Genomic DNA, 16,768 nt, shown 5'->3' with positions numbered 1-16,768 from the left:
CCGTGGGTGAATAATATCTATTAGATCACAGTAACCCTGTGGGTTCAAGGTCAAAAAACAATCAAGTCAATTGTGTAGAACCAGTTCCTAAAAAGAGTAATTCTACAGCCTCAACGCCCAATTAAGGGGTGAGCAACGCTACCACTCAACCTAAAGCATTGTACCGTAACCACTAAAATTGAAGTATAAGTAAAAATGCCAAGCGTTGGGAATCCCTCTTAAATTGTTTGTTATGAGCGTTCTCGCCTTGATACGACAAAATACTTAAAAATAGCGATTATGAAAGAAGCTACGACGGAAGCTAATATACCTAACCCAAAACCTACCCAGCGCTCGCGTTGAGCATTTTGCTCAGCGCGCAACTCCTGGGCAATAAAAAGTGCCTCAACAACCGCTTTATCAGCATTAACCAAAGGTTCAAGTCGCTGTTTTTCTGCAACTAATTGTTGAATTTTTTGCTCGTTCTCGATGGCAGTAGCTCGCTGATTTTGCACAAATGACAGTAACGTTTTTAGACTTTGTTCTGTTTGGTCTAATTCCTGTAGCTGATCCTTGAACTCTACAGATACCGATTCTGGCGCATTTACATACAGAGTATCTGCTTGATCCAACTTCCAAATCGCAAATGATGTCAGAACACCAATAAGCAAAGAAACTACAAACGTTAAGATTGGAGACTTTAAAAACGAATGCACCCAAAACTTAGCCGCTGACTCTACAAGAGGGTTTGAAACCGAAGATAGAATTTTATCGACTTTAGTTAAATTGCACTTAGCGCACAATGCTTGAAGGTTATCAATATCACCTTTCCCGCCATGTTTAATGGGAATTATATGATCGACCATCATAGTTGAAAGCCTGATCTCATCACCGCACATTGCACACTTACCACCGGATTTTTCTAAGACTTTATCTCTAAAATCCACCCTAACCTCACTAAATACTCTTTGAAGCTCATAACAGCTTATTCAAAGGATCTAAACCCACAAGTTGCAGACAGAAAATCCTTCGAGTTTTTTAATACTTTCAGTCTAACTCTGTATCTAAATGTAAATCAAGGGATTTATATTTGTTGTTTTTTTGTTGTTGTAAAATACAAGAAATAATCCCGCGAGTTGTTGAAAAAAAACCAAACACAACTACTGTTTATATATACAGCAATGACTGGAGCAGATCATGGCTTCTGTATTTTTAGAATCCATCCGTGATTTTATGACAACGCGTCGTTATGCCAAGCGCACTATAGACACTTATCAATATTGGATAAAATTTTATATTTTATACCATGCTAAAAAACATCCAGCGCAATTGGCAGAGTCGGAGGTTGAGCAATTCTTATCTTATTTAAGTAATCAGCGTAATGTTGCAATGAAAACTCAGGCAACGGCTTTAAATGCTTTGGTATTTTTATACCGTCATATTATTAATCGACCGTTATCACTTGAGATGAATTTTAATAAATCACTCGTGCCACCTAAATTACCTGTAGTACTGACCCGTGAAGAAATGCAGCGTTTATTATTGGCAATGGATCCAAAGTATAAACTTATCGCTCAGTTACTTTACGGTAGTGGTCTACGTTTAATGGAAGCTGTAAGGCTACGGGTAAAAGATGTCGATTATGACTATGTCTCATTAATGATTTGGCAGGGCAAAGGCAATAAAAACCGCAGAGTAACATTAGCACCCGAACTACTGCCGTTGTTGCGCAGCCAAAGTCACTTGGTAAATGACTACTGGCAACGAGACAAACAAGCAATAGACTATGCCGGTGTCTGGCTTGCGAATGCACTAGCTAGAAAATACCCAGCGGCTCCTTATGAAATGAGCTGGCAATATTTGTTTCCTTCTGCCCAGTTAAGCATGGACCCAGAAAGTAAAAAGCTGCGACGCCACCATATTGATGAAACAACGGTTCGTAAAGCAATTAAGCTGGCAGCAAAGCTGGCAAAAATTCAAAAAAATGTTACCTGCCATACACTACGGCACTCGTTCGCTACCCATTTACTTGAATCAGGTGCAGATATACGCACCGTGCAAGAACAACTCGGCCATAGCGATGTTCGCACCACGCAAATTTATACGCATGTACTTAACAGTGGTGCCAGTGGCGTAAAAAGCCCGTTGTCGCAGCTACTTTAGGTTCTTATTATCTATTGGAATATCGCGTTTGGGGAATACAAAAAAACCGATAATAATCTTATGTGGAATTGCTGCTGTTAGAAGGGCAAAAAAATAGACCGCAGAGCACTCCCTGATGGTTTAGCTAGGGGTATATATCAGCTGCCTGATCAGTCTCACGAGCGAGTCACTCAACAGGACAATGCTTATTTGTAAGCTCCTTGCTTTTTATGAATTTTTCTAAAACACAGCGTCTCTTAACCCTTAATCTTTTTGTGAATAATTGTCTTAACTTTCTAATTTAAATTTTTACGCACACAAAAACGGCATTGCCAGAGCTTTCACCCCATGGGGTTATTTTTTCGTAGTCATGTTCAAACACATGTATTTCAAAATAAGGTTTTAGGGCTTCTTTTAACTGGGCAAAACTAACAGCGACCATTGGGTGCTCGTCGTGCCATATGAATGTTTCGTCTGCTGTTGCTTTATTTATACTGAGCTTTAATGACTGTTTTTCGCCACTGCCACTGTAATTCCAACCAGAGCGGAATGTGAATAAGCTGCCCGCGTTTTCAGCGCTATGCTCTACAAATGAATCGTTATCGATGTGATTTTTATCAACAACGTTAAAGCAAAATATACCACCGGCTTTTAGTGCATGGTGTACGCTTTTAATACAGTCTGTTAATTTATTAATGCCGTCGCAGTAATGGATTGAATACAAAAAGCAGGTAATTAAATCCACTTGCTCAGGGATCACAAACTCACTCATATTCTGCAATGAAAATTGCGCTTCTGGGCAGCGAATAATTGCTCTATCTAGCATGGGTTGATTTATATCAAGCCCACTACTTTGATAACCGTAATCAATAAAATGACGAACATGTGGGCCCGTACCGCACGCTAAATCAAGATGCGTATTTCCCTTATTACCAAATATTTGCTGTAGCCTATGAATAAAATAGCTTTGGGCTTGATAATCTATATCTGCGCACATTAAGTCATAGTAATCAGAAAGGTCTGTGTATAGAGCGTTCGCGGACATATCAGCCTAGTGGTTTGGAGTAGAGTATTTTAAGTCGCGCATAATAAACTAATTATCACCATTAACGAAGCAGATATGAAAGTAAGAGGTTTGTTGGGTTTTGTTTTACTCAACCCAACGTTCAATTTAAATGGCAAACTACTTAAAACTAACCACTGGCAACTTTACTTTAGTTTATCCCTAAATACTTATGTACTTGAACTGATAAGCGCCAGTTTTTTTCAATACAGGTTTCAATTGCTAACTTAGTTGCAGAGACTTTTTGGCTAATTGGTTGCAGGTAAACAAGCTTGGGGGTAACGCCTGTTTTTGCAAATAACTCTTCAAGCTCTGCAACGTGTTTTTGCATCGCGATTGGGTGTTTTATTTCATCGGCGCGTTGCATGGCTGAAGTAAGTACGTCGTAGCCGCCACGCATATTAATTTTCGGTGATACCGTCACCCAAGTTTGTGCAGGGGCTAAAATCTCAAAAGTGCCGCTGGTTTCTATTTGTGTGCTGTAGCCGTTAGCATGAAGTAATTCGCACACCGGGTTTAAGTCGTACATGCATGGCTCACCGCCGGTGATCACTACATGCTTGGCACGATAAGCACGATCGACAAACAAGTTAAATATTTGCTCAGCTGATGCGTCCGCCCAGTGATCTGAATCAGCCTTTTTCTCAACCGTGTCGTCCAGTGATACTTTATACACATTATCAACTTCCCACGTTTGCTTAGTGTCACACCAAGCGCAACCTACGGGGCAGCCTTGTAAACGTAAAAATATTGAAGGCGTGCCGGTAAAGCTCGCTTCGCCTTGAATGGTTTCAAATATTTCATTAATTTTGTACAAAAGAGTCTCACTCACTACTTGGCATTAATTACGAGCATAAACATAGTTTAAAAAATCAAAAAACACGGTCGGAAATTGTTATTTATGCCCCAGCCGTGTAGTATATCGCGCCCTGATATAAACCTCTATTAAAACTAAGAGCAAAACAGTTATGACGCAAAAAGTAGTTGTGATTTACTCCGGCGGTATGGATTCATTTACCGTATTAAATAAAGCCCTGCAGCAAGGCCGCGAGGTATATGCTCTGTCATTTGACTATGGTCAGCGTCATGTAAAAGAGCTTAAAGTTGCAGCCAGTGTGTGTGAAAAGCTTGGCGTACCGCATAAGATAGTTGATATTTCTGCGATCAATCAGTTAATTGGTGGCTCATCGTTAACTGATGATATTGATGTCCCAGAAGGCCACTACGAAGCCGAAAACATGAAAAGCACCATAGTGCCTAATCGCAACATGATTTTGCTATCACTGGCTGTGGGTTACGCTGTATCACTCAAAGCAAGCCAAGTTTATTACGGTGCTCACTCTGGGGATCATGCTATTTACCCTGATTGCCGTCCTGAATTTGTGCAAAAGATGGATGATTTATGTCGTATTGCTAATTACGACGCGGTGGAAATTTTCAGCCCGTATTTAAATGACACCAAAATTGACATTCTTACTGATGGTTTAAAAATGGGCTTGGACTACAGCCAAACGTGGACTTGCTATAATGGCCGTGAAAAAGCCTGTGGTAAATGTGGTGCCTGCCAAGAGCGCTTAGAGGCATTTAGCCTTAATAACATTACCGATCCAATCGAGTACGAATAACCCACATTAAAAAGGCTATCATCGCGATAGCCTTTTTATTATTAACTGAAATAAGTTTACAGCCAACGTTTTACCCGAGACTTGTAATCGCTGTACCCTTGACCAAATATTTTTAATAGAGCCCGCTCCTCTGGAATAATTTGAAACCAAGTTAAGTAACAAATAAAGCCCAGCACACACAATAACGCCCACAGTGATGTTAACCACACTCCCCAACCTGCCAGTATAAAAGCAAAACCAACATACATTGGATTACGTGAAATTTTGTACACACCCGTGGTAACCAGTGCTGACGCTTGATCTGGTTTATTTGGGTTTACAGTGGTTTTTGCTAAGCGAAAACTAACCACCCCAGCAATACAAAAAATACAGCCTGTGGTGAGTAAAATAACCGCAACATAAAAAATAAATGTGGTGAAATCAATCACACTGTAATGGGCAATTACCGCCATCAGCACAGCAAAAAAAAGCACTATAATAATCGGAGGGATTTTATTATTTAGCATAGTAACTCACTGTTGTTGTTAAAATTAGTTAATGCAATTAAACACTCATCACACTGTATCACTGATGAATATACCGCAGAGGGTCATGTTGATACAAATAAAGTTACAATTGTCAGCTTCATCATTTGCGCATTCTGGTTATACTTTACACACTATATAAAATAATAAGGAATACACCATGTCAGGAACTACTATGGTAGTCATGATCGTATTTATCTCTGTTGGGTTTGGGGTAATGTACGATATGTATAAAAAACATTTAGAGTTTAAACACCGTACACTCACCGATAATAAAGAGTCGAATAATCAAATTGCTGCTGTTAATGCTGAAATGCTTGCGTTAAAAGAGCGTGTACAAACATTAGAAGCTATCGTGACTGATCCAAGTTACAGCGTAAAACAGGAAATCAATAAACTTTAAATTTGCTTAAAGCGCTTGCAAGTAATCTGGATATAAATGCGCGTTTTCTGGCTGCTCAATTCCATGAGCGGCTAAAAAACCACAGATCACTTGCCCGCACCCTTGTGGAGCACGAGAGCTGTCAATTTCAAAATTTAATTGATCGGCATGTTGTTTGCCAAGTTCGCATAATTGCAACGCATGCTGCGAACGCAACACAATACTCAATGCCCCGATTTGCTCTACATTAACGTTTTTACTAAAGCGCGCAAAACCTGCATATTTAAATTGCTCATTTACATAATCATTACTGATCGCTACCAACGCGGTCATCAAACCATGCAAAAAAGCATTTGCAGATGTATCCGCGGCTAAAAAAATCACTGTTTTTGCGTTAAATTCGCTTAACTGACAGTCAGTACAATTGAGCCGCAGAGTGTAAAGTATGTGCTCATCGGCAATTTTTTGTTGTGCAATTAAAGTCAGTGCAGCTCCAGCAAATAAACATCTAGCGAGTAACTTTATGACACTTTGCGGTTGATAATCAGCAGCCATGGTTAATTGCGGGTTTTGTGCTAATAAAGGTAAATCATGATGGTTATTAAACGGCGTGCTGCTGCCCTGCTCACTATCGAGTTGAAATAGTTCTCTTACTTCGTGTTCACGGGCTATTTTTAACGCTAAAAAAGCGGTTTGGATCAATTCCGAGGTAGGTAAGTTTTCTTCCACAAACCAGCGCCGGCCAAATAATAACTTTTTTGCCTTGGTGCTGCGGTAATTATCTGGACTAAGAATGGCCACTTGTAAATAAATTTGCTCATTCTGCTTTGCGGCGAGCACCCGAAAGTGAGTTGAAAACTCAATTTTATCAAGGGTTTCGTTCACGCTTTCGAGGGTATGTTGATAACGTAAAAAATGTTGCGGCACTACCCAGCTCGCGTTACTCAATTGCACGATGGGTGCATAAGCAATTGGCTGCTCACAATTATATAGCAGCTCATTATGAGTATATTTGACTGATGTAAAGTGGTTATTTTTATCTGACATAACTAAACCAAGTAAACTCGCTAACACAAAGCGCTGAAGATGAGTTATTTACGCTGTAACGCTAGTCAATAGATCACAGTGCTGCGTTTAATTTAGCGATATTTTTTGATAATCATCGAGCACATGTTGAAAATATGTACGGTCTTTGTTCAACATCCGAGTATAGTGCGCAACTAATTGTTGCAGATACAATTCGTGCATTTGCTCAGCATTGTCCCACATCTGACTGCCAGTAACACTCAACGCAGTGTTACTGGTAAAACTTAGCTCTATCACTTCGTAAAAACGGTTGTTTTCTTGCACCAGTTGCTCTTTGATAAGTCCTAAACCTAACGCCTGTAAACCTTGTCGTAAGGTATAGGTATGATGCACGGGACAAACAATAAAACTGAGTTGTTCACGAAGCTTTTCAGGGCAATTAGCAACCATTTTTTGTACTAGCCTCAGCAGTAATTCTCCACCGACTCCGGCGATAATTATCAGCTGCTTGGCTGATGGCTGCAGCTCAATTGTAGCTACATCCTGACATAATACTTGCCATTGGCAAGCTGCTTGCTGATCACTAAAACGCGTAAGCGTGTGTTCAAGCTCGTCCATTAACGTAGGCACTATATCAACAAAGTTTATTTGCTTGGCGGCTGCACGCTTTAAAAGCGCCATACCAAGCAAACCGTGGTCACAACAACAGTCCCAAATTACATCATACGGCGCGCAGATCAACGAATCGATTGCACTGAGGCGGCTACTTAGTTTCATTTAAAGCTAAACTTGAGCCGTTTTATAGACCAATGCTTTTAAGCTACGGTCGCTATCAACATCAACAAAACCATGGGTCGGCGCTAGGCGCTCTACAAATTCAATCGCACCTTGAGTGTGTTCGTCTATCAGCGCTTTAAATGACGCTTCACTTAGCTCTGGACTGTTAGCACATAACAGCAATTGAGTATGCTCATTGAGCAGTTCAGGTAAGCGGCGCAGCACTTTTTGATAATCTTTAGTTAAAATGAAACTGCCTTTTTGAAAGCTTGGCGGATCAACAATAATTAAATCAAAAGGGCCAGCCTTTTTAAGTTTACCAAACGACTTTAATATATCGTGCGGTAAAAAGCTCACACTGCGGTCAAAGCCATTAAGTTGATGATTTTGCTTACCGGTGCGCAGTACCCCTTTATTCATATCCATGTTGATCACACTATCGGCACCGCCACGCATTGCAGCAACCGAAAACCCACAGGTATATGAAAATAAATTCAATACCTTAGCGTGTTTACTATGGGCTTGCACAAACTCCCGACCACGGCGCATATCCGGGAATATACCGGTATTTTGACGGCTCATTAAATCCACTAAAAACTCACTGTCACCTTCTTTAACACTATGCGGGCTCGGTAGTTGACCAAATAACAGTTTATTTTCAGTTTGTTGTCCGGCGCGTTGTTGAAATACCAACGAGGTGATTAATTCTTTAGCGTGTTGTTGTGCCCATTGCCAAAGCTGCTCACTTAATTGCGTTAGCGTTTGTGAGTCAACTTCGTCGTACGACACTAAAAATAAACACGGTGGGTAAAAGTCGATATTTAGATGACTCAAATGCTCAGTAGTGTGACCGCGGCCATGAAACACACGACAAAGTTCATTGTCTGCTAAGGGCGCACTTTCAAGTGCTGTAATAAGGGGCGTAAAATTATGCATTTTTAATTAACTGTTGTTGTAATTCATGGATTTCATCACGAACGGATGCGGCTTTTTCAAATTCTAAATCACTAGCGTATGCATGCATTTTGGTTTCGAGTTGCTTAATTTGCACTGCGATCTCTTTTGCACTGAGCACTTGCTTACTTTGTTTTCGGATCAGCTGTAAATTATCTTGTGGGCCGGCTCGCTCACCAACATCCATAATGTCAGTAATTTTCTTCAATAAGGCTTGTGGTTCAAGGCCATGCTTAATATTGTAAGCGTGTTGAATATCGCGGCGACGCTGAGTCTCATCAATAGCTTTGGCCATTGATTTAGTGACTCGATCACCGTATAAAATTGCCCGACCATTTAAGTGACGAGCCGCACGACCAATGGTTTGAATTAATGCGCGAGCTGAACGTAAAAAGCCCTCTTTATCAGCATCGAGTATTGCAACTAGCGATACTTCTGGCATATCTAAACCTTCACGCAGTAAGTTAATACCCACTAACACATCAAACACCCCAGCGCGAAAATCACGAATAATTTCGACCCTTTCAACGGTATCGATATCCGAATGCAAGTAACGCACTTTTACATCATGTTCAGATAAGTAATCCGTTAAATCTTCAGCCATGCGCTTAGTAAGTGTGGTTACTAGCACGCGTTCATCAATTGCTACGCGTTTATATATCTCTGACAATAAGTCATCAACTTGAGTTGCCACTGGGCGTACTTCAATTTGTGGATCTAGTAATCCTGTGGGGCGAATAACCTGCTCGGCAATATCATCTCCACAACGTTCAAGTTCAAAATCCCCCGGGGTTGCTGATACATAAATTGTTTGCGGTGCTATGGCTTCAAATTCTTCAAAGCGTAGTGGCCGGTTATCCATCGCCGACGGCATACGAAAACCGTATTCCACGAGATTTTCTTTACGGCTACGATCGCCTTTATACATAGCGCCGATTTGCGATACCGTAACGTGAGATTCGTCAATAATCATTAACGCATCTTCAGGAAGATAATCAAGCAAGGTTGGCGGTGGATCGCCCGGCGTGCGACCAGATAAATATCGGCTGTAGTTTTCGATGCCAGAGCAATAACCAAGCTCGGTCATCATTTCAATATCGTATTGTGTACGTTGTGCCACGCGTTGCTCTTCGACCAGTTTATTAGCACTGAGTAACTGCGCACGACGGTCTTTTAACTCAGCTTTAATATGCTCAACCGCATCAAGAATTTTATCTCTGGGTGTCACATAGTGCGTTTTAGGGTAGATAGTTGCGCGGACTATGTGTTTTTCAACCGCGCCGGTAAGCGGGTCAAAAATACTTAGCCGTTCTATTTCGTCATCAAACATTTCTACACGCACTGCAAAAGTGTCTGACTCAGCAGGGAATATATCCACAACTTCACCGCGAACCCGATACGTACCGCGGCTAAAATCAATATCATTTCGCGTATATTGAATTTCAGCTAGTCGGCGCAGCATATCGCGTTGATCAACTTTTTCGCCCACTTTTAACAACAGCATCATCTTCATGTATGATTTTGGATCGCCCAAACCATATATGGCTGATACTGATGCCACTATAATTGTATCCCTACGCTCTAATAGCGCTTTGGTAGCACTTAGGCGCATCTGCTCTATGTGTTCGTTTATCGAGGCATCTTTTTCAATAAAGGTATCGCTTGCAACAACATACGCTTCTGGCTGGTAGTAATCATAATACGAAACAAAATATTCAACCGCGTTGTGCGGAAAAAACTCTTTCATTTCCCCATATAACTGCGCTGCTAAGGTTTTATTATGCGCCATAATAATCGTTGGGCGATTCAAATCATTGATAATATTAGCCATGGTAAATGTTTTACCAGTACCTGTTGCCCCTAATAATGTTTGATGAGCAAGTCCGGCTTCTAACCCTTCACATAACTGCGCAATCGCGGTGGGTTGATCCCCCGCAGGTTTAAATTTAGATACCAGTTGAAAATGGTCGCTCATGCTTGGCACTCCTGTACAGCTTGGTTACTGATCATATTCAGCTCTTTGATAAACCATTTATAAGCTATTATTGCAGTAAATAAATTACCCAGCGCTGCGCCGATCAGCAAGCCTGGTAAACCGGCATATAAATTACCGACATAAGCAAATGGAATATAAAAAATAAATAATCGGATCACACTTAGAATTAATGCATTCATTGGTTTGTGTAAGGCATTGAACGATGAATTAGACAAAATAATTATCCCTTGCAAACCGTAACTTAGCGGCAAGGTAAAAATAAATAATTTGATCACATCGATAACCATCTGCTCTTTACCAAACAACTCACTGATCACTCCTGAAAATGCAATGAGCAGTAAATAAATAATAAACTGCCAAATCATCACAAATTTTAATGTTGTGGTGTACGCCTCTTTAACACGGTTAAGTTTACCAGCACCAAAGTTTTGACTAATAAACGGCGGTAACGTCATCGATAAAGCTAACACCACCAGACTGGCAATTGATTCAATACGACTGCCTACGCCAAAAGCAGCAACAGCCTCAGGTCCATGATGGGCAACCATGGCAATCATCACCGCCATTGCAACTGGTGTTAACATATTTGCACCTGCCGCTGGCAAACCAATTTTAAGAATTTTTCGAATAGAGCTTAATGGGGTTTGGTTATTTGCATTTAGGCTCAGCAAGCCTTTTTTTACTGCTAGCAAATATAAAATAATGACAACGGCTACCGACCATGCGATGACGCTGGCAATCGCAGCGCCTTTAATGCCAAATGCAGGAATTGGCCCAAAGCCAAAAATCAATACTGGGTCGAGCACGGCATTGATAAGCCCCGCGCCACCCATCACTATGCTAGGTGTTTTGGTGTCACCGCTGGCACGTAACACTGAGTTACCAACCATAGGGGTAATTAAAAATACACTGCCTAAAAACCACACACTCATATACTCATGGATCAGCGGCAACACTTGCTCCCCTGCTCCCAGCAATTTAAATATCGGGGAAATAAACAGATAACCAAATAGCGATAAACATACCACCATCACCACTGCAATTAATAATGCGATGCTGGCGTCAAAGCGTGCTTCTTCAATATTATTACTACCCAATGCCTTGGCAATAACCGCTGACGTACCGATACCCAAACCAATAGCTAGGCTGATCACGGTAAAGGTTACCGGAAAAGTAAAACTGACAGCCGCTAATGGCTCAGTTCCCAATAAGCTAATAAAAAATGTATCAACAATATTGAACATCATTAACGTGATCATGCCGAAAATCATCGGCACAGTCATTTTCTTCAAGGTCGGTACTATTGGATCGTTTAATAAATCGGGAGCTGAGTTGCTCTGCAAAGTTGCGCGCATGGGAATAAATAAACCTCTTTTATTAAGCGTGGTATTTTAAAGCATCAGGGCTTTTCAAGCCACGCATTTATCAAGTGATTATAAATTGATTACAAAAACGCCTAAAAAACCATAGAAAAGTGTTCTTTTTACGTGTTTAGCGACGATTTCACTTCGAACCTCTACTAAAAACAATAAAAATACATTTTTATAACCTTTATCACAAAAACATCGCGACTGGTGCTGCATTTTTACACAAAAATTGCGCTAATCGAATCGTTACGAATAAATTTACTCATCAACGAAGCTCTTTTCAGCTTATTTTTTCAAGTCATTGTTTTAAAATGAGATAAAAAAACTGTTTTAAATGCTTGATATCCTCACAGTGCCCTAAAAATATGGCTCTGCCAACGTTCTTAAAGTTTCATAAACAGAGTTATCCACAGAAACCGTGGATAACTCTTGCAAAGCCACGTTAATAAAGGCGTGCAAAGGGGCGGCTTAAACACGCTAACGGCAATGTTGGCAAATACTAACTTTAGACAATTTGAGTTAAATAGCTCATAAAACATACTTAACCCCTGTACCAATGACCTGTCACATTTATTTAAACGCCCATTCAATATGAAAAAATAAATATAACCAATTGAAATAAAACAATATATATATATTTCCTTGCTATTCTCATGGGTATTAAGTCGCTAAACTAAGGGTTCAGATCTGTATGTCATTTTTTTCTCGGCATTTTTCGTTAACGACTAATTAAATGCATAAGTAAATTTAATTATTGCGAATTTGCGCTTTTATTAGCTAACGTTAAAAAAGTACATTTCATAAATTTATTCGTACAAAACTAGATAAATGATCACTTTTATAATTTGCTTGGCGGTTAACTTGTTTGTTTTTTAGTCGTTAAAAACCATAATTTTATGCCACATCTCGATCTACACGACTCAAATAGGGAGAAAAAAAGCCACAAAACAGCCAGATCGAACATAAAAACATCGAACAGACTGCTTTTTTTTGTTTATCCGGTTTTATGTGTTGACACTTTGCAGCGCGGTCATTAATATTTCGCCCCGTTGAAAGGCACATATGCTTCCCCCTTAGCTCAGTTGGTTAGAGCGACGGACTGTTAATCCGCAGGTCCCCCGTTCGAGTCGGGGAGGGGGAGCCAGTCTTTTCAACCATAAACGATTCCCCCTTAGCGCAGTTGGTTAGAGCGACGGACTGTTAATCCGCAGGTCCCCCGTTCGAGTCGGGGAGGGGGAGCCAAGTTTATGTAATATGATTATTGTTCCCCCTTAGCTCAGTTGGTTAGAGCGACGGACTGTTAATCCGCAGGTCCCCCGTTCGAGTCGGGGAGGGGGAGCCAAATCATATAAAATTTAAGTATTGTAGTTCCCCCTTAGCTCAGTTGGTTAGAGCGACGGACTGTTAATCCGCAGGTCCCCCGTTCGAGTCGGGGAGGGGGAGCCAACTTAAAGAATCAATTAGACTTTCCTAAACAATTCCACTACTCTACTACAATCAAAATATTTCTTTTTAATACACATTTAATAAGTGTAAAATAATTTGATTAATCAAGGATCTGATTCCTTCCCTTTGATCTACTAAAAAGAATAAGACATGGCTGGTTTCAAAAAACTCATATTTATTCAATTAATATCTTGGCTGTTGTTTGCAAGTATTGGTGGCTATTTTGTTGCGTCAGCGTTTGACAACGCAGTAAGCGATGCACAACATAAAACGCAATCAGTGGTAAACAACTATATTAGTAAACATTCTATTGTCGATATAGCACCAGATAAACTTCAGCAAGTGCTTGCTGACGGTAATACTTTTTCTTCATTTATTTTGCGTGATCAGCAAGGTAAAGAACTTATAAATATTACATCCCCTACTTCATTACCAGCCATTGCGCAATTAGTTAACACCAGCTTTAACTCTATCCGTCCTCAATTTGCTGTTAATCAAGCGTCTGATATCAAAGTTGAATTTACTATTAATGCCAATAACCTTGGGTTGATACTCCAACAAGCGTTGTTTATTGTTATTTTAGTGTCAGGTTTAATGGCAATTATTCCCATTGTGTTTATGAAAACCATGTTTAGTAAGCTAAATAGAAATATAAGCATGACAGTGGCTGAGATAATTGATGTTTATATCAATCAAAATCAAGTCAACAACGGTCTTGAAACAGCAATTAATAGCAGCAAAATAAAACAACTGGGCGTTGACCTAGTGCCGAGCTTTAATCGCCTGTCGCACTTTTTACAAAGTAAGCATGATGATATTCAAAATGCCGCACATTCTATCAAGCAAGAAGCTTATAAAGATGTAGTTACTGAACTTGGCAACCGTAATATGTTTGTTGAATATTATGAGAAGTACATTGAAAGCAGTGAAAAAAGCACCTTTGGCTCTTTGGCGATGGTTCGTTGTAGTGAATTACAAGCAATCAACCAAACTCGTGGTTACCAAAAAGGTGACGAGTATGTCAAAGCTGTGGCTGATATTATTAAACATATCAGCGGCACATATACAGGCAGTAAAGTTTTTCGTTTGAATAGCTCAGATTTCGCGATTGTGCTGCCTAACACTCCTCTCAAGGAATCTGAACGTTTTGGTGATAACTTACAATCTCGATTTACTCAATATCAGCAAAACCAAGAATTAAGCTCAGTAGCAAATACTGGGATCGTCGCTTATGAAAAAGGCAAACCCTTAGGTGAGCTACTTTCGATAGTAGACAATGCTATGAGCATGGCCCAATCAAAACAAGCTAACGCCTGGCATATACAACGCGAAACTGATTTAGTTAATAATGTAAGTGCAGGATTTGGCAATCAAAACTGGCGTAAAGTGATTAATGAAGTAATTGAAGCTGAGCGTGTACATCTGGTAATGCAAAACATTATGCCAATTGGTAAAAGCATGAAGGCCTACGCTGAAATTCAAGTGCGCTTTAAAACAACAGAAAACCAAGTATTGCCTACCGCTTCATTTTTAGCTATGGCTGAAAAGCTTGATATGGCGATGGAAATTGATCAGTTAATCATTAATTCATCACTGGAAAAAATTAAGAGCCGTAATTTCTCTGAAAAATTCTTTGGTTTGAATGTTACCGCCTCAAGCGCACACAATGATCAGTTCGTAATTTGGCTAGAGCGACGTTTATTAAAAGACACAAATATTGCCTCAAAACTGGTATTCGAAGTGAGTGAATTTGGCTTACAGCAAAATATTAAAGCCAGTAAACGCTTTATAGATATGATCCACCGTGTTGGTGCTCGGATCACGGTAGAACGATTTGGTGTTGGTTTAACCTCGTTTAAGTTTTTCCGCGATTTAAAACCTGACTTTATCAAAATGGATGCAAGCTATACTCGCGGCCTTGAAGAAGATAAAAATAACCAATACTTTATGCGTTTAATGGTCGACCTCGCGCATCGAATTGGTGTTAGTGTTTTTGCTGAGGGTGTTGAAAGCCAAGAAGAAAAACACATTATTGAAACTTTATGTCTTGATGGTGTGCAAGGTTATTACATCGAAAAGCCAAAAGATATTTAATCAATCTAAAAGGTGCTTTGAGCACCTTTTTAGTTTTCTAGTAGTTTATTTCCCCCTCCCCTGATCTGCTTTATCATTCCAAATGTCAGTAACTAGGTTAATGAACAGTTAATCTTTATTTATCATGCTATAAAATTCTAAATGCAATTCACTATCATTATTAAATGAGCCGTTTATTTACCTTCTACGTGTTGTTAAACAGCCAATAAAAAAGGATAATGTCGGCGTTTATTATAGCTTGAGGCGAACATGACAGAATATGTATTGCTGTTGATCGGCACAGTACTGGTTAATAACTTTGTGTTAGTACAATTTTTAGGTCTATGCCCGTTTATGGGTGTATCTGGCAAACTGGATACAGCTATAGGCATGTCACTTGCGACCACTTTTGTGTTAACACTTGCCTCTGTAACAAGCTATCTAGTTAATCAATATATTTTGATCCCACTTGATATCACGTATTTACGTACTCTAAGCTTTATTTTAGTGATTGCGGTGGTGGTTCAGTTTACCGAAATGGTAGTCAGAAAAACCAGCCCTACGCTGTATCGCTTACTCGGTATATTTTTACCTTTGATCACCACAAACTGTGCGGTCTTAGGTGTTGCGTTACTAAATGTCAAAGAGGATCATACGTTTTTACAATCTGCAGTATATGGCTTTGGCGCTGCTGTTGGTTTTTCTATGGTACTGGTATTATTTGCAGCTCTTCGTGAACGCTTAACCGCTGCTGACGTACCTACCCCCTTTAAAGGCGCATCGATTGCGATGATCACCGCAGGCTTAATGTCGATGGCCTTTATGGGCTTTACAGGATTAGTGAAGTTTTAACATGACCTTGTTTTATGCCTTGATTGCGCTGGGAACCCTAGCACTCATTTTTGGTTTGATCTTAGGATTTGCTGCTGTGCGCTATAGAGTGCAAAGTAATCCGATTGTTGAACAGATCGATACTATATTACCGCAAACACAGTGCGGCCAGTGTGGGTATCCGGGTTGCCGCCCTTATGCAGAAGCCATCGCCAATGGCGATGAGATTAATAAATGTCCACCAGGTGGCGATGCGACAGTAAAAAAATTAGCTGACTTAATGGGTGTTGAAGCTAAACCCCTTGCCGGTGGCGAACAAGCTGAACCGATAAAAACCGTTGCCTATATACGTGAAGATGAATGTATTGGTTGTACCAAATGTATTCAAGCTTGTCCTGTCGATGCTATTGTTGGTGCCACGCGCCAAATGCATACTGTTTTAATTGATGAATGTACGGGTTGTGACTTATGTGTTGAACCTTGTCCTGTTGACTGTATTGATATGCTGCCTGTAGAAACCACTAAGCAAACGTGGAAATGGCAACTAGATGCAATCCCAGTAACACAGATTGATTAAGGGCTC

The 16,768-nt window shown here is 40.1% G+C and carries 15 protein-coding genes and 4 tRNA genes; 10 read left to right on the top strand and 9 right to left on the bottom strand.

What is annotated here, in order from left to right:
- Positions 1-230 precede the first annotated feature (230 nt).
- On the bottom strand, positions 231-926 hold the full coding sequence (locus H5162_RS06550) for an HNH endonuclease (RefSeq protein ID WP_220493537.1): 696 nt from the start codon (positions 924-926) through the stop codon (positions 231-233).
- Between the two features lie 250 nt (positions 927-1,176).
- Here H5162_RS06550 and H5162_RS06545 point away from each other — a divergent pair, with 250 nt between their 5' ends.
- The gene (locus H5162_RS06545; protein WP_182777979.1) at positions 1,177-2,142 is read left to right on the top strand and encodes an integron integrase; all 966 of its coding nucleotides are present in this window, start codon (positions 1,177-1,179) and stop codon (positions 2,140-2,142) included.
- Positions 2,143-2,422: 280 nt separating this feature from the next.
- Here H5162_RS06545 and H5162_RS06540 read toward each other — a convergent pair whose 3' ends face one another.
- Positions 2,423-3,166: a class I SAM-dependent methyltransferase gene (locus H5162_RS06540; protein WP_182735424.1), complete on the bottom strand. Its 744-nt coding sequence runs from the start codon at positions 3,164-3,166 to the stop codon at positions 2,423-2,425.
- 169 nt (positions 3,167-3,335) lie between these two features.
- The gene (queE, locus tag H5162_RS06535; protein ID WP_182777985.1) at positions 3,336-4,001 is read right to left on the bottom strand and encodes a 7-carboxy-7-deazaguanine synthase QueE; all 666 of its coding nucleotides are present in this window, start codon (positions 3,999-4,001) and stop codon (positions 3,336-3,338) included.
- A 127-nt stretch (positions 4,002-4,128) separates the two neighbouring features.
- Between queE and queC the strand changes: the two genes are divergently transcribed.
- Positions 4,129-4,809: a 7-cyano-7-deazaguanine synthase QueC gene (gene queC / locus H5162_RS06530; RefSeq protein ID WP_257326361.1), complete on the top strand. Its 681-nt coding sequence runs from the start codon at positions 4,129-4,131 to the stop codon at positions 4,807-4,809.
- A 56-nt stretch (positions 4,810-4,865) separates the two neighbouring features.
- Here queC and H5162_RS06525 read toward each other — a convergent pair whose 3' ends face one another.
- Complete coding sequence (locus tag H5162_RS06525; protein WP_182732465.1) at positions 4,866-5,315, bottom strand: isoprenylcysteine carboxylmethyltransferase family protein; 450 nt, start codon at positions 5,313-5,315, stop codon at positions 4,866-4,868.
- A gap of 178 nt (positions 5,316-5,493) precedes the next feature.
- On the opposite strand from H5162_RS06525, the gene H5162_RS06520 reads away from it, so the two are divergent.
- Entirely contained in the window at positions 5,494-5,736 is a 243-nt protein-coding gene (locus H5162_RS06520; protein WP_182732466.1) for a hypothetical protein, read from the top strand.
- A gap of 6 nt (positions 5,737-5,742) precedes the next feature.
- Here the strand turns inward: H5162_RS06520 and H5162_RS06515 are convergent, their stop codons facing one another.
- The 5 genes from H5162_RS06515 to H5162_RS06495 form a co-directional block, all read right to left on the bottom strand.
- Positions 5,743-6,762, bottom strand: coding sequence for a hypothetical protein (locus H5162_RS06515; RefSeq protein WP_182760213.1), 1,020 nt, complete (start codon positions 6,760-6,762; stop codon positions 5,743-5,745).
- An 87-nt stretch (positions 6,763-6,849) separates the two neighbouring features.
- Positions 6,850-7,518, bottom strand: coding sequence for a tRNA (adenine(22)-N(1))-methyltransferase TrmK (locus tag H5162_RS06510; RefSeq protein ID WP_182777977.1), 669 nt, complete (start codon positions 7,516-7,518; stop codon positions 6,850-6,852).
- A 6-nt stretch (positions 7,519-7,524) separates the two neighbouring features.
- On the bottom strand, positions 7,525-8,454 hold the full coding sequence (locus tag H5162_RS06505; protein ID WP_182777975.1) for a class I SAM-dependent methyltransferase: 930 nt from the start codon (positions 8,452-8,454) through the stop codon (positions 7,525-7,527).
- Positions 8,447-10,447: an excinuclease ABC subunit UvrB gene (gene uvrB, locus H5162_RS06500; RefSeq protein ID WP_145240732.1), complete on the bottom strand. Its 2,001-nt coding sequence runs from the start codon at positions 10,445-10,447 to the stop codon at positions 8,447-8,449. Before uvrB ends, H5162_RS06505 begins: the two co-directional genes overlap by 8 nt.
- Complete coding sequence (locus H5162_RS06495; protein WP_145240731.1) at positions 10,444-11,823, bottom strand: MATE family efflux transporter; 1,380 nt, start codon at positions 11,821-11,823, stop codon at positions 10,444-10,446. Before H5162_RS06495 ends, uvrB begins: the two co-directional genes overlap by 4 nt.
- A gap of 1,079 nt (positions 11,824-12,902) precedes the next feature.
- Here H5162_RS06495 and H5162_RS06490 point away from each other — a divergent pair.
- The 7 genes from H5162_RS06490 to rsxB all read left to right on the top strand — a co-directional run bounded on the left by H5162_RS06490 (position 12,903) and on the right by rsxB (position 16,762).
- A tRNA-Asn gene (locus H5162_RS06490) sits at positions 12,903-12,979 on the top strand.
- Between the two features lie 21 nt (positions 12,980-13,000).
- Positions 13,001-13,077: transfer RNA gene (locus H5162_RS06485), tRNA-Asn, on the top strand.
- Between the two features lie 23 nt (positions 13,078-13,100).
- Positions 13,101-13,177, top strand: a tRNA-Asn gene (locus tag H5162_RS06480).
- A gap of 27 nt (positions 13,178-13,204) precedes the next feature.
- A tRNA-Asn gene (locus H5162_RS06475) sits at positions 13,205-13,281 on the top strand.
- A 150-nt stretch (positions 13,282-13,431) separates the two neighbouring features.
- Positions 13,432-15,375 (top strand): EAL domain-containing protein, encoded by a 1,944-nt coding sequence (locus tag H5162_RS06470; RefSeq protein ID WP_145240729.1) that lies wholly within the window; start codon positions 13,432-13,434, stop codon positions 15,373-15,375.
- A gap of 249 nt (positions 15,376-15,624) precedes the next feature.
- On the top strand, positions 15,625-16,206 hold the full coding sequence (gene rsxA / locus H5162_RS06465) for an electron transport complex subunit RsxA (RefSeq protein ID WP_145240727.1): 582 nt from the start codon (positions 15,625-15,627) through the stop codon (positions 16,204-16,206).
- A 1-nt stretch (position 16,207) separates the two neighbouring features.
- Positions 16,208-16,762: an electron transport complex subunit RsxB gene (gene rsxB, locus H5162_RS06460; protein ID WP_145240725.1), complete on the top strand. Its 555-nt coding sequence runs from the start codon at positions 16,208-16,210 to the stop codon at positions 16,760-16,762.
- Positions 16,763-16,768 lie beyond the last annotated feature (6 nt).

The sequence above is a fragment of the Pseudoalteromonas sp. SR41-8 genome, assembly GCF_014163915.1.
Taxonomy (GTDB): Bacteria; Pseudomonadota; Gammaproteobacteria; order Enterobacterales; family Alteromonadaceae; genus Pseudoalteromonas; species Pseudoalteromonas rhizosphaerae.
This window is presented reverse-complemented; position numbering and strand designations above follow the sequence as displayed.